This window comes from Exiguobacterium sp. FSL W8-0210, from assembly GCF_038006045.1.
GTDB lineage: Bacteria > Bacillota > Bacilli > Exiguobacteriales > Exiguobacteriaceae > Exiguobacterium_A.
The window spans coordinates 2,588,431-2,608,276 of record NZ_JBBOUK010000001.1; the positions used below are offsets into that span (position 1 = coordinate 2,588,431).

The 19,846-nt window shown below is 48.4% G+C and carries 15 protein-coding genes and 1 riboswitch; of the genes, 4 read left to right on the forward strand and 11 right to left on the reverse strand.

The window, feature by feature from the left end; all coding sequences use genetic code 11:
- Positions 1-74 precede the first annotated feature (74 nt).
- Positions 75-953, reverse strand: a complete 879-nt coding sequence (locus MKY22_RS13490) for a CAP domain-containing protein (RefSeq protein ID WP_341089199.1) — start codon at positions 951-953, stop codon at positions 75-77.
- Between the two features lie 350 nt (positions 954-1,303).
- On the opposite strand from MKY22_RS13490, the gene MKY22_RS13495 reads away from it, so the two are divergent.
- Positions 1,304-1,660: a hypothetical protein gene (locus MKY22_RS13495; RefSeq protein ID WP_050678127.1), complete on the forward strand. Its 357-nt coding sequence runs from the start codon at positions 1,304-1,306 to the stop codon at positions 1,658-1,660.
- 54 nt (positions 1,661-1,714) lie between these two features.
- Here the strand turns inward: MKY22_RS13495 and MKY22_RS13500 are convergent, their stop codons facing one another.
- Together MKY22_RS13500 and MKY22_RS13505 are read right to left on the reverse strand one after the other, a co-directional pair.
- Positions 1,715-4,462 (reverse strand): FN3 associated domain-containing protein, encoded by a 2,748-nt coding sequence (locus MKY22_RS13500; RefSeq protein ID WP_341089202.1) that lies wholly within the window; start codon positions 4,460-4,462, stop codon positions 1,715-1,717.
- Positions 4,463-4,590: 128 nt separating this feature from the next.
- The gene (locus tag MKY22_RS13505; protein WP_035396111.1) at positions 4,591-4,770 is read right to left on the reverse strand and encodes a hypothetical protein; all 180 of its coding nucleotides are present in this window, start codon (positions 4,768-4,770) and stop codon (positions 4,591-4,593) included.
- Between the two features lie 599 nt (positions 4,771-5,369).
- Between MKY22_RS13505 and MKY22_RS13510 the strand changes: the two genes are divergently transcribed.
- Both MKY22_RS13510 and MKY22_RS13515 read left to right on the forward strand, forming a co-directional pair.
- The gene (locus tag MKY22_RS13510) at positions 5,370-7,400 is read left to right on the forward strand and encodes a thioredoxin domain-containing protein (protein WP_341089206.1); all 2,031 of its coding nucleotides are present in this window, start codon (positions 5,370-5,372) and stop codon (positions 7,398-7,400) included.
- A gap of 201 nt (positions 7,401-7,601) precedes the next feature.
- Entirely contained in the window at positions 7,602-10,562 is a 2,961-nt protein-coding gene (locus MKY22_RS13515) for an SH3 domain-containing protein (protein WP_341089209.1), read from the forward strand.
- A 680-nt stretch (positions 10,563-11,242) separates the two neighbouring features.
- On the opposite strand, the gene MKY22_RS13520 is transcribed toward MKY22_RS13515, so the two are convergent.
- The 6 genes from MKY22_RS13520 to MKY22_RS13540 form a co-directional block, all read right to left on the reverse strand.
- Entirely contained in the window at positions 11,243-12,331 is a 1,089-nt protein-coding gene (locus MKY22_RS13520) for a universal stress protein (protein WP_341089211.1), read from the reverse strand.
- Positions 12,328-12,849 carry a K(+)-transporting ATPase subunit C gene (gene kdpC / locus MKY22_RS13525; protein WP_341089213.1) on the reverse strand — a complete coding sequence of 174 codons (522 nt, stop codon included), beginning with the start codon at positions 12,847-12,849 and terminating at the stop codon, positions 12,328-12,330. Before kdpC ends, MKY22_RS13520 begins: the two co-directional genes overlap by 4 nt.
- Before the next feature lie 14 nt (positions 12,850-12,863).
- Positions 12,864-14,930 (reverse strand): potassium-transporting ATPase subunit KdpB, encoded by a 2,067-nt coding sequence (kdpB, locus tag MKY22_RS13530; protein ID WP_445298382.1) that lies wholly within the window; start codon positions 14,928-14,930, stop codon positions 12,864-12,866.
- 20 nt (positions 14,931-14,950) lie between these two features.
- Complete coding sequence (gene kdpA, locus MKY22_RS13535) at positions 14,951-16,591, reverse strand: potassium-transporting ATPase subunit KdpA (RefSeq protein WP_341089217.1); 1,641 nt, start codon at positions 16,589-16,591, stop codon at positions 14,951-14,953.
- A gap of 23 nt (positions 16,592-16,614) precedes the next feature.
- The gene (locus tag MKY22_RS17380) at positions 16,615-16,695 is read right to left on the reverse strand and encodes a potassium-transporting ATPase subunit F (protein WP_071908832.1); all 81 of its coding nucleotides are present in this window, start codon (positions 16,693-16,695) and stop codon (positions 16,615-16,617) included.
- 221 nt (positions 16,696-16,916) lie between these two features.
- Positions 16,917-17,070: riboswitch (cyclic di-AMP (ydaO/yuaA leader) on the reverse strand.
- 240 nt (positions 17,071-17,310) lie between these two features.
- Positions 17,311-17,472 carry a hypothetical protein gene (locus MKY22_RS13540; RefSeq protein ID WP_341089219.1) on the reverse strand — a complete coding sequence of 54 codons (162 nt, stop codon included), beginning with the start codon at positions 17,470-17,472 and terminating at the stop codon, positions 17,311-17,313.
- A gap of 98 nt (positions 17,473-17,570) precedes the next feature.
- Between MKY22_RS13540 and MKY22_RS13545 the strand changes: the two genes are divergently transcribed.
- On the forward strand, positions 17,571-18,050 hold the full coding sequence (locus tag MKY22_RS13545; protein ID WP_341089221.1) for a glutathione peroxidase: 480 nt from the start codon (positions 17,571-17,573) through the stop codon (positions 18,048-18,050).
- Between the two features lie 46 nt (positions 18,051-18,096).
- Here the strand turns inward: MKY22_RS13545 and MKY22_RS13550 are convergent, their stop codons facing one another.
- Both MKY22_RS13550 and MKY22_RS13555 read right to left on the reverse strand, forming a co-directional pair.
- A complete protein-coding gene (locus MKY22_RS13550; RefSeq protein WP_290784492.1) occupies positions 18,097-18,666 on the reverse strand; it encodes a hypothetical protein in 570 nt (189 codons plus the stop codon).
- 63 nt (positions 18,667-18,729) lie between these two features.
- A complete protein-coding gene (locus tag MKY22_RS13555) occupies positions 18,730-19,803 on the reverse strand; it encodes a glycerate kinase (RefSeq protein WP_341089224.1) in 1,074 nt (357 codons plus the stop codon).
- Positions 19,804-19,846 lie beyond the last annotated feature (43 nt).

The window sequence follows — 19,846 nt, forward strand, 5'->3', positions numbered from 1 at the left end:
CTGCCTGTAGTATAGTACAAACCGTTCCATGAAAAAGAGGACGACATCGAGCGATATCGTCCTCCATTCTTCTATTAAGGTGTTCGGAAATTAATCGTGAAGTACGGTGAATCATCTCGGAATGCTACACCGACATCTGCCTGCTTGAAGCTCTTTTGAAGGATGTTATCGCGGTGTCCTTTCGAGTTCATCAAGCCCCAATGCGCAGCAAAGACGTTCGGATAGCCCATTGAGAGATTCTCACCGGCTCCCATGAACTTGATACCGCCTTGTTCCATTCGATCGAACGGGTCACGACCTTGTGGATCCGTATGCGAGAAGAAATTATTCTTCGCCATGTTTTCGCTGTGACCTCGTGTGACCGGCTTCAGTGCTGTGTACGGTGCTAACGGATTTAATTTATAGTCGGCTCGTTCCCAGTTCATCAACCGAAGCATCAGTTTCTCATCTGTCGTTCGTAACGCATTCGACGCAGTACCGTAGAAGCCCTCTTTCTTCGATTCGACGTCTTTTGGAATCGCAAGCGTCGCTTTGACTTTATTGCCGTCATGTTGATCGAAGAAATATGTCACGTAATTGCCTTTCTTCTCGTAGACGGCGGCATGATCCAGATTCAACATGTAGTTCGTGTTGCCTTTACGATAGGACTTCACTGCGGTCCAACCTTTTTTCTTCAAGGAAGATTCCGTATCCTTATTCAAGACCGCGCCTTGCGTCGTCACGCCGTTCTTGAAACGATACTTCCCGTAGTCCTTACCATCCTTCGTCAAGGCGACGAATTCCTCCGTTGATGTCCGTCTGACTTCCCAGTCGTATCCCGGATATTCACTGCTATATCGATCAATCAGCTTGCCGCCGCTTTTCGGGTAATCGGCTTCTGCTTGTTCCATTGGAATGTTTTCGTAGCCGAAAAAGGCTACTGCTGCTACTCCGATGATTAGCCATTTTTTCATGCCCTCGTTTCGCCTCCTTCTATTTCATTACCTTTATTTTAAAAGAAAATCATTTCTTCGAACAGTCATCGGCTCTCATTTGTCTAAATCACATCTTTCGTCCATAAATCCGACACATTTCATGAGAACGCTCCCATTTAGACCAAATGCTTTTGTTTAGTCGATTCTTGAAAATATTTAGTACACATAATAAATGATTTTTCCCTTTTATTAAAATGTGTGAACATTCTTTTATTTCGTTCTCAGCGATTTTTGATTGCTCTCCGATTCTCGACTCGGTATCATTAGAATTCGTAAGCCAAACTTTCAATGCTTTTCCAAATAACATAATGATATGAAGGAGTTGACCTATGGTTTTACTGTATTTCATTTATGAATCCATTGCTTTTTTACCGATTCAACAATACTTATTTTCCGGCTGGATGATTCTTGTCGCGTTGACCGTATCGTTTAGCTTGGCTAATGCACATGAAGATGTCCGCCTGAATCAACGGCTCGGTTTCGAGTTGCTCGTACCCGGATCAGGTATGCTTCTCTCTAAGAAATTCATTCCTGGTCTTGCTATCATCCTTTTTTTAATCTTGATCCACTTCACTTATATGTTCCGTGTCATCCCTCTACCGATTGCTTTAATTTCTACGCTTTCCATCAGCACGCTCTCACTTCTTTCGCTTTTAATTCCAGCACGCAAAAAAGCGGACCGCTAAGTCCGCTTTCAAAAAAACAACGGACCTTCTTCGTCAAAAAGGTCCGTTGTCATATTATTGATAGTTTTTCGTTTCTTGTAATTTATAGCCGTTCGCTAATTCAAGCCACAGCGTTTTACCTTTTTTCGTTTTCACTTGGATAGCTGGGTTGTCTTGTGATACACGAAGAGCGAGAAGATTTCCTTGCTGATCAGCATGTGTTTCTCCAACCTTCTCCCACTTCGAACTGCCTTGACGTTCGATGAAGATATGTTTTCCTTTTTGAACAGCACGCCAGTTTCCGACTTCTGCTTTTCCTTTGACCGGTACGACCGTCTCTGCACCTTGAATCGAGATAATCGCTGGATCATGGTCACTCGCGCTACCATCTGCTTCCATATACTCTGAGTTGATATTGACAATATCAGACGACGTATACGACTTCAAGTTATTCGAGATCAAGATATGGTCGAGCACTTGAGCGTTTCCGTTATAGACATACGAGTACCGCTCTGATTCTGGAAGATCGTCGACTGTGTTCCACAAGTTATCACCTTTTAAGATATCAAGTGTTTTCGAGAACTGGAAGTCGTTCAAGTCACCGAGAACGACGACATTCGAGTCTTTGACTTCCGTCTTCAATTCAGAGACGAAGTCCTGAACGATGTTCGCAATCGCATGACGCTGGACTTCACTTTTACGCACGACCGGTTGGTTTTTACCAAAGTCAGCGCCGTCGCCACCTTTTGAGTTGAAGTGGTTGACGATGACATGGTACGAATCACCGTTGAAAAGGAATTCTGCGACGAGCGGTTTCCGTGAACTCGCGAAGTTCGGATCCGTCGGTTGGATACGACCCGGGTTTTTCGTTAACTTACCATTTTCCACCGTAACGGCTTCCGTCGCGCCACCTTTTTCACCTGGTGCGAGCGATACACGTGCTGGATTGTAGAGGAATCCGACACGGATGTTTCCGCCCGGCTGTCCACCATCCTTCTTGTCTTCTGGTGCGATGTCCGTATAGGCATAGCGGACACCCGTTTTCGCTTCGATCGCGGCGATCAATGTCTCAAATGATTTCGAAGCATCGACCGTGCCGCTATCCGTCGCACCATCGTTATCCTGCATCTCTGTCAAACCGACAATGTCCGGCGTTTTCAAGAATGTTGCGATACCTTCTGAGACACGATCGACTTTTCCAGCGTCTGCTGTTGAAGCGAAGTTCTCGACGTTGTACGAAGCGACAGTCAGGCGTGATTCACCTGTTTCGATGTTCGTCGGCTGACGATCCGCTTCACGCGCAACGAGTTTCGGAAGGTCCGCTGCTTTTGAAAGTACTTTATACGCCGAATAGTTGTAGCTCATGACCCCTTCGATCGTTCCGTCGAACGTATCACCAGCTTTTGCACGGAACGACGAGCTACCCATCTCAACGAAGAGACGTTCCGGGTTGACGTTGTCCTTCGTCAGGATTGGAGTTCCGCGTTTCGTATAGACCTTATTCGCCGTCTGCGTCCGAACTGGAATCGTCCGGTTTGCTTGCGGACCTGTGACGATTGCATTCGGTAAAGCGACACGCATGCCTTCTAAGCTTTCATACAAATCAATCGCGTCTTCTTCTGGGTCAAACTGAGAAAAAGAGTCGTTATCAACGACTTGTGTCGGAATCAAAACCCCTTCATCACCGAGAACGATACTCGCTGGTAACCCTTCGTTGAGTGCACCCTTCACAAGATTGACCGTACTGATTTCCGTGACTGCTAAGTCAGTATCGAACTTATCGCTGTAGCCGCCAAGCAACCACTCTTTGACATATCCTGTCGTCGCGACTTTTTGTCCAACAGCAGCACCATGGTTTTTCGCATAGACGAGAATCCCTTCTGATGTCCGGCTGTCGTTATCCGGATTTGGATCCTGCATGTAGAAGTTGTTCGCATCGACGACGTACGTGACGACACCTGTCGTCCGGACGAGTTGATCTGCGTAAGGCGACGTATGCGCAACGCCTTGGATGTTGCTGATTTTCGTGATCGGTGGTGCGATATAATACTTGAATGTCGAAACCGCTGACGTTTTACCGTCCTTGACGGCAACTGCTTGAATCGTCACTTCATCGTTGATCGTGATCGGTGACGTATACACCGGACTGTCGACAGTTGGTGTCGTGCCATCGACCGTATAATGAATCGTTCCTTCACCTGATAATGTCACTCGATCTCCACGTTCAACTTCACCGACCGGAGAAGCTGTAGGTGCTGCGAGAACGTCGCCCGCTTCTGTCTGATGACTGCCGAGATTCGTCAGTGTATCAACCGGGAAGCTCGTCCACTGTGATGGTTCGTACGTTTTAGCGCCAGACGCGACGCTAGATTTCCGGACAAGTGTCGTATCTTTTGCGAAATCCGTCGATGAACCGAGTGGTCCGATGATATCAAGAACGACATCACCCTTTTTCAATGCGATCGGATCATTCCCGTTGAAGTTCAATGATCCCGTCGTCAATTGTGCTTTTGCTTTGATATCTGCATTCGCACTCGAGTTCGCGATGACGAACGTCTTCCCTGGATCCACTTTCCCCGATAGTGTGATTTTCGCTTCTGACGGTCCACCATTCGTATACTGAACGAGTGTATAGTCTGCTAAATCAATGATTTGCCCCGACCCATTGTATAGCTCGATTGCCTTGTTATTGCTTGTTCCTTCTATGTATTCAGACAAGATGACGCCTTCGCCTTCTGCCCCGACAAGACCCGCTTGTGGAAGGATTCCTGCTGTTAACACTCCGGCCAATGCCCACTTTCCAAACGTACTGCCGTATTTCATGATGAGACCCCCTATTGAATTTTCTGACACTTCTTAATAATATCAGATTATATTCTCAACAGTGTATATTTTTTGTAAAAAAGATACCATCCTTCGTAAATGAAAGAAATGGTATCGCTTACAACTTTTTATTGTTCGTCTTTGTGACTTTCGTACCATTTTTCAGCTTGCGATGTCGCGATCGGAATGGCACGTCCCTCTTCATACCCGTCTTTTAATAACGCATTCGCGATCTCGATTGCTTTCTTTCGAAGTGGCGGATCAAAGTTCTTGAATGACTCCGGATAGTCGTTCTCATTCCATGGCATGTCGTCACCCCCTTCTTTCAGCCTTACCCGAAAAAAGGCACAAAAAAAACGCCTCATCAGCGTGTCGTTGTTTTGGTTGTCATGAGAATCGAGGATTACAGGTGATCAAAACACCTGAAACGACGAAAGCCCTACCTCTCTTTCGTTGTTACGGCTCCTTGGCCGCGCCAGCTGAATCAAGCATTTTAGCAAGAATCGTGATGCGTCTGCAACGGACGCATGATACTGGGATTTTTAGAAATAGCTCGGGAATGAGCGGAAAAGTATCGATTGGAAGGTTTATCTTGCTGGGTCAACTTCTCCTCGTAGTATGAAGAAGGACAAAATAAAAGCGATGACTTATGTCTGACTCATTTGTCAGTAGCGGTCTAAAAATCCTGACCTGTCGATTTAATTGTATGATATGGATTGAAGATTCTCACATGAGTGATCATCCCCGATTCATGACTTATATAAATCTATCACACTTTCTTTTATAAAGTCAATCTTTCTTTTGAAAAATCGTTTTCTCCTGTCTCAGAATTGGAGTTGCACCTGCCGTAAAAGCCGAGTATCGTGAAGAGGACTCTTTATTATAGAAGAAACGAGGGAAATCCATCATGTCGAATCGACTTATCCATGAAACGAGTCCCTACCTCTTGCAACATGCTCATCAGCCTGTCGATTGGTACCCGTGGGGCGAAGACGCCTTCACTGCCGCTCGGGAAAGCGGCAAGCCGATCTTTTTATCGATTGGTTACTCGACGTGCCATTGGTGCCATGTGCTGTCTCATGAGAGCTTCGAGGATGAAGAAACGGCACGACTCTTGAACGAACGCTACATCGCAATCAAGGTCGACCGGGAAGAACGTCCTGACATTGACCACTTGTATATGACGGCGGCTCAAGTCATGAACGGACAAGGCGGCTGGCCACTGAGCGTCTTCATGACAGCGGATCAGCAACCGTTTTACATCGGCACGTATTTTCCGAAGACGCCTCAGTTCAACCGTCCGAGTTTTCGTCAGGTGACGCTTCAGCTCAGCGAGCAATTCCGCCGTTCACCAGAAAAAATCGCACAAGTCGGTCAGAACATGTCCCAGACACTTCGCGACGTGTTACGACCTGCTTCATCAACCAGTACTTGGGATGAATCAATCATTCACGAGACCTTTGATCAAGCGATGCGCCAATTTGACCGTCAACACGGTGGATTCGGAGAGGCACCGAAGTTTCCGTCGCCAGCCCTGCTTCGTTTCTTGCTTGATTATTATCAATACGCGGAAGACGAGACGGCGCTCCATATGGTCATGCGATCATTGATCGCGATGCGTGACGGTGGGATGACCGATCAAGTCGGCTACGGTTTGTTCCGCTATACGGTCGATGCCGAGTGGCAGATTCCTCATTTCGAGAAGATGCTGTACGACAATGCTTGGTTCGCGACCTTATGCATCGAGACGTACCAAGTGACCGGACAAATTCGCTTCCGGCGCTACGCGGAAGAAATACTTACATTCGTAGAGCGTGAGTTGTCTGCACCGGACGGCACCTTCTACGCCGCACTGGATGCGGATAGTGAAGGAGGCGAAGGACATTATTATACCTTCACGGCAACTGAACTGACGGACTTACTCGGACCAGACGCACTGTTCCCGCGCTTTTATCATGCTTCACCATCAGGAAACTTCGAAGGACGAAATGTCTTTTACCGGACGGGACGAACACTTGAGGCATTCGCACGTTCTGTTCACTTGTCGCCTGCTGAGACAGCGGCGCAACTCGAACGCGAGCGCCAGCTTCTTCTTCGTGCGCGCAATGAACGTCCGCGTCCGTTTCGTGACGATAAGCGCTTGACATCGTGGAACGCGATGATGATCTCGACGTTCGCTAAAGCCGGTCGTGTCTTTGGTGAACCGCATTATACACGTGTTGCAACGCGTGCGATGACATCACTCGAACGATTCGTTCGTACCGAACAGCAACTTGCCGTTCATTACCGCGAAGGACAAGCGACCGGACACGGATTCCTCGATGACTATGCTTATTTGATCGACGCACATCTTGAACTGTTCCAATCAACACGACGAGCGCTTCATCTAAAGGAAGCCTTAGTATTTGCAGATGTGCTACAAGATCAGTTCCAGACAGCAGATGGCTATTTTTATCTAACATCTTCGCGCTCCGACGAGCTACTCGTTCGTCCACTCGATCTGTATGATGGGGTTACACCCGCCGGAAACAGCGTTGTCTTGAACGCCTTCTTCACGCTCAGTCGTCTCACCGGGCGTCTCGTCTATCAGGAGAGTGCCGAACGGGCTCTTGCGGCATTAGTAGAAGAAGTTGAGCAACAACCAACAGGCTTTGCCTCACTTGTCAGTACTTTCACCTATCGGCAGATGGAACCGAAGGAATTGATCATCTTGATTCCTGAAGAGTCGGAGATCCCAATCGAAATCATTCAACTGCAACAGATGCGCTTGCCAGAAGTCGCCTTGTTGATTGGGACGAAGCGTGATCTTCTACCGCTTGTCCCACTGCTCGCAGATTATCCTGAACCCAACGTACCTATCGCTTATCTCTGTCATGATTTTTCGTGTGAACGACCAACGACAAATCTGACAGAACTCCTCGCTCGTCTCAACATCTGATCATATCCCCTCCTGTTTAAACAAACAGGAGGGTTTTTCAAAAAACCAGACCCCTTTTTTCAAAATAATTCAATATCTTATTCATAAAAATCCGATATTGTCGATAGTAAGGATAGGCAATAGATTCCACAACTTAGACTTAGACATCCTAGAAGCCGATTCCGTCCATCTGGACGAATATCTACTAGGAGGAAAGATACTTTGAACACAACATCATTCTCGAAGACCTTGAAGGTGTTCGCGAGCTTTCTTATCGTTTTCAGCATCGTTTTAACATCTTTACCAGTAGCTGAAGCAGCGACGACGAAAGCGACGATCTACCGTCTGTCTACCGATAGTTATCTGTACGACAAGACGGCATCTTCTCGGAAACGCTTGTTGATGATCAAGACCGGAACTGTCGTTTCATCCACGTATGCTTCTGGAGCATTCAGAAGAGTGACATACGCTGGAAAAACGGGATATGTCGCGTCGAAATACCTCACGCTGTACGAAAAGAAACAAACCGTTTCTGGACAGCGCTACCTCGTCCTCAAAAAAACACCGATCAAAAAGACGGCAGTGGATACTGCAACGACGATCGGTACGTTGAACGAAGAGGATGTGTACTACACGTCACAACATGTGACGAATCCACTCGGTGAAACATGGTATCAAATATCGAAGGAAGGTAAGACCGGCTTCGTATTAGCGAATCAGGCAACACCTATCGCTTACGAGTCACAATCAAACCTTTCATTGAAAACAACAGCCGCAACAACGATTCGCTCGTATGCAGGTCCATCATATGCAACAGTGCAAACGATCCCGAGCAATACGGTCATCAAGATTTCTGGACGGATCGGCAATTGGTACCGGGTCAGTTATAACGGTAAAACGGGATATGCTGCTTCTAGCACCTTTACGACGCTTGCAACGAAGCAGAAAATTGCAGGTGCACGCTTTGAGCTTGAAAAAGCGGTTTCGATCAAATCTTCACCAGATGCAAAAGCATCCACGCTGACAACACTACAGAGCGGTGACATCTACTACACGACACAACTCGTGACGTCAAACGGTCAGCAATGGCATCGTGTGAGCAAGGATGGAAAGACTGGCTACATTCCTGTCGGTCAAGGGAAGAGCGTTCGTTATCAATCGGACCGGATCGTCATGCAGACGACGACTTCGACGCCTCTACGTTCATATGCTGGAAACACTTACGCGACCGTCAAAACGATTCCTTCTGGTACAAGCATCACGGTCACTGGAATGATCGATGATTGGTATCGCGTGACGTACAACGGGAAAACAGGTTATATCGCTTCACGTTACGCTAAGGAAAAAGTCATGACGCAATCGATTCCATCTTCTTCTTATCGCCTTGGACGTAGCGTCGAAGTAAAAACGTCGCACCAAGCGACAGCTGACACTCTCGTTCGCCTCTCTTCTGGAGACGTCTACACGACGAATCAAGTCGTCACGACTGGTCGTTCGGAGCAATGGCATCGCCTGACGGTTGACGGGAAAACCGGTTACATTCAAATCAATCAAGGTTCACCTGTCACATACGAAAGTGTCAATAACCACCGCTATCAAGCAACGACGGATACGACACTCCAGTCGGATGCCGGTTCAGCTTATGCGACGGTGACGAAGCTGCCAAAAGCAGCCGTCGTTCAAGTAACAGGTAGTCTCGATCAGTGGTTAAAAATCAGCTACGCTGGTAAAAACGGTTACGTTTTAAAATCAACACTGACACCGTACACGGAAACGAAAAAGATTACAGGTGCACGTTTCTTGGCGAATCAATCACTTGTCGTCAAACAAGCACCGGACGATCAAGCAGCAACTGTAACGACACTCTCGTTCGGCAATGTCTATTACACTTCTTCATTGATCACGTCGTACACGAACAGTTCGTGGCATAAAGTGACGATTGATGGCAAAACGGGTTATATCCGGACTGGTCAAAACACGTCATCGATCAAATACGAAGCAAAACAAAAATTGTACGTACGGGCTACATCAAACGTTGCTTTACGCTCTTACGTCGGTAGCTCATACAATGTCATCAAGACGATTCCTCAAAATCTCGTCGTCACCGTCTCTGGTCAAATCGGTGATTGGTATAAGATTTCCTACGACGGAAAAAGTGGATATGCGTATAAGGGGGCGTTCGTGACGACTTCTTCTAAATTAAACGTCTATAACTCCGTCGCGACACCGTATACATTCGATAGCTTCATCAGCGCACAGATGAAACTGAATCCACCACCACAAACGGATATCTATAAAAACAAATTGATGTACGTCAGTACGGGTTACGTCCGTCTCGGTGGTGCACTCGATCCAGTCAATGGAACAATCGCGACTGTTACAGCGACGACACCGCTCAACATTCGTTCAGGCGCTTCGACAGTCAGTCACGTCTACGGTCAGTTCCAGCCTGGTCGGATGATTCGCGTCTATCAATCCGTCAGTGGCTTCTATACGACGTACCCACGTGTCTATTCGAACGCAACGAATTATTCGACGATCCAGTGGTTGAATGCACTCGAAACAGACGTCCGTAACGCTGCTGACCCACTCAAGGTCGACCGAAATTCTTCAGACTTCTATCAGTTCCTTGATTTATCGAAAACAACAGGTGCGACACCTGCGACACTCGATAAGATGTTAGCGAACGTGACGAAAGGCGAAGGAATCTTCAACAAATGTAGCAATGGTAGTTGTGGTCAAGCGTTCATCGATGCTGGTCAAAAATACAGCGTCAACGAAGCTTACTTGATCTCCCACGCTTTGCTTGAGACAGGTAACGGAAAATCGACACTTGCGATGGGTGTGACATGGAATGGACGCAAAGTCTACAACATGTACGGCATCGGTGCATATGACTACGATGCAATCAACACCGGTGCTGCTTATGCGTATAGCCAAGGTTGGTTCACTCCGGAAGCTGCGATCGTCGGTGGTGCTGAATTCATCAGCACGAAGTACATCCACAATGTCTACGGACAAAATACGCTCTATAAAATGCGTTGGAGTCCGATGCGCCCTGGTAGCCATCAGTACGCAACAGACATGGGTTGGGCCGTCAAACAGACGTCACGAATCTATTCACTCTATCAACAGATGGATAGCTATACAGCAACCTTCGATATTCCAGTTTTCGCTCGCTAAGAGATAGTTAAAAGCATACACGCAAAGGAGTAGTTCTTCTCTTGATAGAGAAAGACTACTCCTTTTTCGTAATGTTGATCCATTTAAAATTCTTCAAGAGTGAGAATCGAAAATAAATAACGTCACTCTCATTTTTATGGCGGACGTTTCCGACATCCTCGCTTTCCACAGGCGAGAGGTAAGCCGTGATATCTCGCAATCCATGCGATTTGCCGGGTCTCACCTATCCCTGACGGAAGCGCTAACCGCACTTCCTTTTCCTGTAGGAGTCGAGGATGTACGGTTGCGTCCTACTAAAACATAGCGAAATGAAATCGATAAGCGCATTGTTTTTACGGATAAAGTGATTCTACAAAACAAGGTGTGCCGATGTGATGGCGATCTCTCTTATCTATCATAAAAAGTCCTTCTCTCTCTTCGTTTCTACTGTTTATACCCGAAAGAAAGAAACGCGATTTGTTCATTCGAAATCGCTTCCTAGGGAAAAACAAGCAGGAGCGACCCTGCAACGAAGTGAAGTGGCGCGATGCTTGGCCCAGGAAAACGATGCGAGGTGAACAAAAAAAGCGCAATCTTTCTCGCTAAGAGAAAAACTGCACTTTATCTTTAGTCTGAACGGTACTACGTCATACTACGGAATGATACGAAGAGAACCCCTGCATTTACGCGGAAGGGCTCCCCTAGCGTTCCATGTCATCGGCAACGATTTGGATATCGATCCCGCGGACATGACGCATGATTTCATTGATGATCGACCCGCGCCGGACTTCCTGCCAACGGGTCCGTGCAGATTGACCGAGGACGATTTGAGTAATGCGATGATGCTTGGCAGCTGCTGTGATTGCTTGGGCGATCGAGCGCTCGCCTTGGATTCGGATTAGCACCTCTGCTCCGAACAAGGAGCCACTTTCGCGTACCATCGCAAGCACTTCTTTTTGTTTGGCATTCAATTGATTCTCTGCCGTCGGTAAAATCGTCAGCACATAAAGATCCGCTTTCAGACGACTCGCCATGCGAAATCCGCGATAGATCAACTTCCGCGCGTTGCCATTGAGCTGGATACAGACGAGGATCCGTTCCTGTAGCGACGCTGGATCCTTTTCAATCAACAAGCGTGATTGATAGACTTGATCGTCGACTTCGTCCGCGACCTGACGTAACGATAGCTCACGTAAGCTCGCAAGATTCTGAAGCGAGAAGAACGAATTCAAGCTTTGTTCAATCTTTTCCTTCTTATAAATCTTTCCTTGCTCGAGTCGTTCCCGTAACGTCTGTGGCGTGACGTCGACGAGTAGAATCTCATCGGCTTCACCGAGAAACGGATCCGGGATGCGTTCCCGAACCTCGACACCCGTCACTTCTTTGACCTTAAAGAGCAAGCTTTCGAAATGCTGGATGTTGACGGCCGAATAGACATTAATTCCTGCTTCAAGCAGTGCTGCTACATCTTGATAGCGTTTCTTTCGTACCGATCCTGGCGCATTCGTATGCGCCAGTTCATCGATCAGTACGATATCCGGGCGACGGGCAATGATCGCGTCCACGTTCACCTCAGGGAATGTCTTGTCCTTATAGACGACTTCAAGTAGCGGAACTTGTTCGAGTTGCCCGACCATCTCCGCCGTCTCTTTTCGACCGTGTGTCTCAATTAGACCGATGACGACATCCTTACCTTCAAGCGTCAACGTTCGTGCATCGGCAAGCATCTTATACGTCTTTCCGACACCAGGAGCTGAGCCGATATACAGCTTCAGCTTTCCTCGTGTCATGACTTACTCCGATCAAGGGCTAAGTTCAAGCGCAGGACGTTGACGTAATCATGTGTTCCTGCTTCCTTCGTGATCAACTTCCGCACTTCTTCACGCGACAGGTCGCGCGCGATTGCGATACGCTTCGCCTGAACCAAAGCATAGTCGACTGAGATGTGCGGATCGAAGCCAGAACCGGATGTCACGAGGGCATCGTCCGGAAGCGAAGCGCCGTCCACTTGGTTCTGTTTCTGTAATTCCGTCATCTTCGTGCCAAGCTCCGGGTTCGATGCTGCTAGGTTATCCCCAGCAGACGCTCCCGCTAATTGATCGACCGCTGATGGACGTCCATGAAAATACTGTTTCGACGTGAACGGCTGGGCAATCAATTCCGATCCGATGAATTTTCCGTTTTCTTGTACTAAAGAACCTTCAGCTTTATCCGGTACGAGTAGTTGACCGAACAGGGTCAATAAAGCGGGAAAGACGATCCCGCATAACGCCGTGACGAAGACCGTCACACGAATGGCTTGTTTCATGATTCGTTTTCTCCTTAGAGGATGCTCGCAAGCAAGACATCGATGATTTTAATCCCAATGAATGGAACGACGACACCGCCAAGACCATAGATCAGTAAGTTACGACTGAGTAATTGATCCGCCGTCATCGGTTTGTAGGTAACTCCTCGCATCGCAAGCGGAATCAACATCGGAATGATGATCGCATTGAAGATCAAGGCAGACAAGATCGCGCTCGTCGGGGAATCAAGACGCATGATATTGAGTACTTCCATCTGCGGGATTGCGACCATGAACATTGCCGGGATGATCGCAAAATATTTCGCGATATCGTTTGCGATCGAGAACGTCGTCAAGGCACCCCGTGTCATCAAGAGCTGTTTCCCGATTTCGACGACTTCGATGATTTTCGTCGGGTTCGAATCAAGATCGATCATGTTCGCCGCTTCTTTTGCGGCTTGCGTTCCGCTGTTCATCGCGAGTCCGACATCGGCTTGAGCGAGTGCTGGTGCATCATTCGTTCCGTCTCCTGTCATGGCGACGAGGTGACCGGCTGCTTGTTCCTGCTGGATGACACGAATCTTGTCTTCCGGTTTACATTCCGCGACGAAATCATCGACGCCTGCTTCGCGGGCGATCGTTGCTGCCGTCAATGGGTTGTCTCCCGTACACATGACCGTCTTGATACCCATCTCACGCAACCGATCGAATCGTTCGCGCATGCCCGGTTTCACCGTATCTTTCAAATAGATGACGCCAAGGATCGTTGCGTCGATCGCAACGACGAGTGGTGTGCCACCAAGACGAGAGACCGCATCTACTTTTTCTTGCAAATCATTTGGAATGGTGCCGCCTTGTTCCTTGACCCATTCTTGAATCGCTTGCCCCGCCCCTTTACGCACACGGCGTCCATCTCTTAAGTCGAGTCCGGACATCCGTGTCTCTGCTCGAAACGGTACGATTTCCGCGCCATCTAACCAATGTTGTTCAACCGTCATCGCACGAAGTTCCGCGAGCTCTAAGACCGATCGTCCTTCAGGTGTCTCATCAGCGAGTGAGGCGAGGATCGCCCCCTCGAACGCCTGCTCGGCAGTACGTCCGCCGACTGGCGTGATCTCTGACGCCATCCGGTTTCCGAACGTGATCGTTCCCGTTTTATCTAAGATGATCGTTTGGATATCCCCTGCTGCTTCGACCGCCTTCCCGCTCATCGCGATGACGTTGAAGCGGGTAACGCGGTCCATCCCGGCGATGCCGATCGCGGACAGCAAACCACCGATCGTCGTCGGAATCAAACAGACGAGCAAAGCGATCAAGATTGGACCAGAAAGATTGAATCCAAGATAGTTCGTAAAGACGGGTAACGTCATGACGACGAGTAAGAAAATCAATGTCAAGCTCGTCAACAGTGTTGATAAAGCGAGCTCGTTCGGTGTCTTTTGACGGCTTGCGCCTTCGACAAGCGCAATCATCTGATCGAGGAACGATTCCCCTGGATTACTCGTGATCCGGACTTCGATTTCGTCACTAACGACGAGTGTGCCGCCGATGACCGAGGAGAAATCACCCCCCGCTTCCTTGATGACGGGTGCCGATTCCCCTGTGATCGCCGATTCATCAATCGAAGCAAGACCTTTGATGATCTCACCGTCACCTGGTACATATTCACCGGCCCGGACGAAGACGATGTCGCCTTTCCGGAGTGTCGCGGACGAGACGCTCTCAATCAATTGTCCGACACGTTTACGAGCCATGACGTCCGCTTTCGATGCTTTTAGCGAGTCTGCTTGTGCTTTCCCTCGTCCTTCGGCGATCGATTCCGCGAAGTTCGCGAACAAGACCGTCAAGAAGAGAATGATACTGACCTTCAAGTTAAAGCCTCGCATCTCGTCAATGAAAATCGTGTAACCGATCGCGAGCAAGCAGCCGATCCAGACGACGAACATGATCGGTTGTTTGACCATGTTGACGGGATTAAATTTTTTAAAGGCATCGATTGTCGCTTGACGCGCGATCGAGCCATTGATTGCTGATTTGGATTGGTGTTCCGGCTCCCCGTTCGGTTGGTGTTCCTCGGGCGTCGGATGCATGATTCGTTCCATCATATGCTTTTATCTCCTGTTCACATCGTCAGCCAATCCGCGACTGGTCCAAGTACGAGCACTGGCAAGAATGTCAATGCACCGACAAGTACGACCGTACCGAGGAAGACTGTTCCGAAGAGTGGTGTGTCTGTCTTAAACGAAAATTCATCTTGCGGGACGGATGGCTTCGCTTTAAGCGAACCAACGATTGCAAGCATCAAGATCAATGGGATGTAGCGTCCGAAGAACAACGCGAATGACGTCGAGACGTTCCAGTAGACGTTTGCGTCGCCGAGTCCTTCAAAACCTGATCCGTTGTTCGCCGTCGCGGACGTGAACTCATACAAGACTTGCGACAGTCCGTGATAGCCTGGGTTCGAGATGCCAGCGACGCCTGGTGCAGCGTACATCGAGATCGCCGTTCCGACGAGAATCAGGAATGGCGGCACGAGTAGCGCGATCGCGATCATCTTCACTTCGAACGTCTCGATTTTCTTCCCGAGGAACGTCGGTGTCCGACCAATCAAGAGACCTGTCAGGAAGACGGCGACGAAGGCATAAAGCAAGACGTTCAAGAATCCTGCACCTGCTCCACCGTAAACGACGTTAAGCATCATATTGCCGAGCTGGATCAATCCAGCGAGCGGATGCAGTGAGTCGTGCATCGCGTTGACCGCACCGGTTTCAGCTGCCGTCGTGATTGAACTGTAGAGCGCCGTTCCGATTTGACCGAACCGTAGTTCCTGACCGTGTGCCGTTGGATTCGCAAACAAGCTCCCTGCCATCCCGACCGTCATCATGATGAAGAGAAGCGTCATGACACCAAGGAACAGTCGTCCTTGTTTCGCGGAACCGATGATTTTTCCGTAAGCGATTGGAAGTGACATCGGAATCAGCAACATCAAGAACATCTGGATGAAGTTGACGAACTGGTTCGGGTTCTCGAATGGGTGCGCTCCGTTGGCACCAAAGAAACCACCACCGTTGTTACCAAGCAGTTTAATGACTTCGAATGCAGCGACCGGTCCGCGGTAGATCAACTGTTTCGCTCCTTCGAGCGTCGTGACGCTGACCGCACTACCAAATGTCTGCGGTACGCCGAGTAAAATCATCAACATCCCGAACAAGAGTGAAATCGGAATCAGGATCCGGAAGATGAAACGAACGAAGTCGGCGTAGAAGTTACCGAGTGGTTTGTTCGCAAGACCACGAATGACAGCGATACAGACCGTGAACGCCATCGTCGGAGCGACGAATAACATCGTTCCGAGGACGAACGTTTGCGAGAGATACGAGAGTGCCTCACCCGAATAGTGCTGCTGATCGGTATTCGTCATGAAGCTGATCGTCGTATGCAGCGCCGTCGACCAGTCGAGATTCACAGCACCGTTCGGATTCAAGGGTAGACTGCCTTGGAAGCGAAGTAACAAATATCCACCGATGAAAAATAGCAAATTGACGAGCAAGAGGCTCTTCGAATAGCCGACCCACGATTGATCGTGTTTCTTTTCATCGACGCCGAGTAACGACAGGAGTCGTCGTTCGACCTTACCGATTTTATCGACCCGACGTTCTGCGACAGGTGCGAAGTATATCCCGATGTAGCGACCAAGCAAGACCGCCGCGCAAAGTGCGATGACGAGTAGGATCCAAAATTGGATCATGAATTGAGTCCACATGTTTTTCTTTTCTCCCTATGCGATTAGAATTTTTCTGGATACATCAGACAATAACCGAGATACAAGAAGACGAGGCAGCCCGTCGCCAGTAAAAACCACGTCATTTACGGTCACCTGCTCTCCACTGGACACGCTCGATCAGATGAATCATCCCGAACGTCGTACCGAAGAAGAAGGCAAGCAATACGATACTCCACAGTTCTCCCATTATGAAAATACCCCCATATTATTCAATATTTTTACAATTAAACACGACAAAAAGACGATGTGAGGCAATAAACGGCCCCAGCATCGCCTTTATACTTTGGCATACTGAAAAAGAGTCGTTCCCTCCTAAAAACGCCTGCGAGGTTAGCTGTCGGATTCGGGCATACCTAGGAATTCGCCCTACCTTTCCCGTTCGGAAAGGATTCACCCCGTGTCACGTGTTGTGACGGTTGGGTCCCCCGCTTCAATCATGAATTCGGCGTACTTTGAGATCGAAGCATTAACATGTTAGTGTTCGTTGATGAGATGGATATTACTCCGATTTTTTCGGGTTGTAAATAGAAAAGTTGAAAAAAAATAGTCTGATTTTTTAATGACTTACTTTCAAAAAATAGCGTTTTTCCGCCCTATGCTATAGAAGAAAAAAAACCGCAGAAATCGATTCCTTCATTTAAAATGGAGGAGCTCCATTTTAGCGAGAATCGTTCCGCGGTTTCATGAACGAACAATGATTATGATTGCTGATTCATTTTGGCATGTACCGTCAAAGGAGCTAGCATCGTCACCCATAGGGCAACCACTCCAGAAACAAGAATCACAATATCGCGTTCGAATCCAAGCGTCAGTAATGTAATACAACTTCCGACGAGGACGAGACAAAGCGTCGCTGACACCCGATTGTGATGTTTCTGTCATCTCGCAAGTAGCGATAGAAGACGACGGGAAAACGGATTTGTTACACTGGAGAAGTACTTAAAAAGGGGGAATCGATATGTTACAAGATCATTCATTTCAACGCGTCGACGGAACGTCGGCATCTTTAAGTGACTACCCAGCTCAAGCATGGATGATCGTCAATACAGCCAGCAAATGAGGCTTGACGCCACAGTTCGAAGGACTCGAGCAATTGCATCAAGACTATCGTTCGCAAGGATTGACCGTACTTGGTTTCCCATGTAATCAGTTCGCGAATCAAGATCCGGGAACGGACGAGGAGATTCAGTCGTTCTGCCAAATCAACTACGGCGTGACATTCCCCGTCTTCTCAAAAATCGATGTCAACGGTGAGCAAGCACACCCGTTATTCGAAGAACTGAAAGCACAAGCACCAACGACGGACGGTACAACAGACATCGAATGGAACTTCACGAAATTCCTCGTGACCCGTGATGGTGAAGTGACGCGGTTCTCACCAAAAACGAATCCAACTGATTTGACGGCAGCGATCGAACGATTGCTCGTTCAAGTCTAAAAAATAAGCTTCCCTCCTTCTCTCTTGAAGGAACGGAAGCTTATTTTCATGTTGTCCCCGGCTCGAGATGACGGCTAATCATCTCTTCCGCCAATCGTTTGACGTCATCGATATCGCGCATTTCCGTGAACGGATGCCCCCAGACGATCAGCTCTTCGATTTCCTCGATCGGTTGCGTCGTGTATCGTGTACCATCGGCGACGAACTCTTGCGCAATCGTCGATTCAAAGGCAGCATACTTTAGGAGCCACGGTTTCTCACTCAAGATTTTGTGGGCATGCTTCACCTGCTTGAACGTCACATCGCCGACGAGGACGACGGGATCGAATCGTTCATGGAGCGGATGCGTATATTGAACAGAGATCAGCAATCCATGTTGGTTCGTTTTTTCCTGTTGTCGGACATACGTCCGCGTTAAGAAATGTGGAACGAGTGACTCCGCACTCTCTTTCGTCTGATGGATGCTCAAACCATGTTCCGTTTGGACGACATCCGGTAGGACCGGTTCGTATCCACGATTCGCTAATTGTTGATCGAGCTCTTTAAATAACAGCAAAGTATGTTCGACAAGCGCTCGAACTTGGCGAAACGATAATTGGATCGATTGATTGATCATAGGATGACCTACTTTCTCTAAAAGTATGGCAATATACAGTTATTTACCCAAACTTTTCCGACTTCATCCCTGTTTCAGCGAAAGTTCCTCGAGCCACTTACGTGTTTGCTCCTGTAGGCGCGTTTTCGTCTGTTCCGGATCGAGGGTGATCTTCTGATCGACATGAATCGATCGACAATCAAGTGCCTGCGGGATGTTTTCTTCGACGATTCCTGCAAGGATCAGACAAGGGACGCCAGCTGTTCTCGCCATCCGCGTGACCTCACTTGGCAATTTACCGATTTGGCTTTGACGGTCGATCCGTCCTTCCCCTGTCCAGACATAATCCGCTTGTTGCATCCGCTTTGCTACACGAAGGTGTTGCAGGATCGTCGATGCGCCCGGAACGATCCGTCCACCAAGCGCATACACGGCTCCACCGAGTCCGCCGGCTGCCCCTGCTCCTTTGACGCCCTCTAATCCAAGTAACTTTCCGATTTGTTCGAGTTGTTGATCGAGTTTTGTGATGTCATCCGGAAGTAGTCCTTTTTGTGGACCAAACAGATAAGCCGGACCATCTAGACCATGATAAGGAGCTGTCACATCTACGAGGGCTTCTAGCTGAACCGGATACGTTGAACAATGAATGGTCTGCGTCTCAAGTAACGGATTCGTATGGAACAAAATCGGCTTACCCGAGGCATCTTGAATACGACAACCGACTTCCGCGAGTAAACCAAGTCCCCCATCCGTCGTACCTGTCCCCCCTAACGCCAGTCGGATACGTGTTATTCCTTGATCGCGTAACTGTTCCATCAAACGCCCGACACCACGCGTATTCACTCGAACAGGATCATCTCCGCTTTGACGCATGGGCAGTCCACAAATACGCGCGACTTCGATGACGGCGTCTGAATCTTTTACGGCATACTGTACTTCACACGGACGACCAGCCAGATCAATCGTCACGGCCGTCTTTTCCTTATATCCAAGCGCGAGGTAGACTTCAAGCGTTCCTTCCCCACCGTCCGCGACAGGCGAAGAATCAATGATCGCTGTCGGATCATACGCTCGAATCCCGGAGGCGACAGCTTCTGCTGCCTCCTTCGAAGAAATACTCCCTTTGAACGCATCCATTAAAATCAAGTGACGTGCCATCTGTAAGTTCCCCCTTCAAAAATCTCATATCAAGTTTTGATTG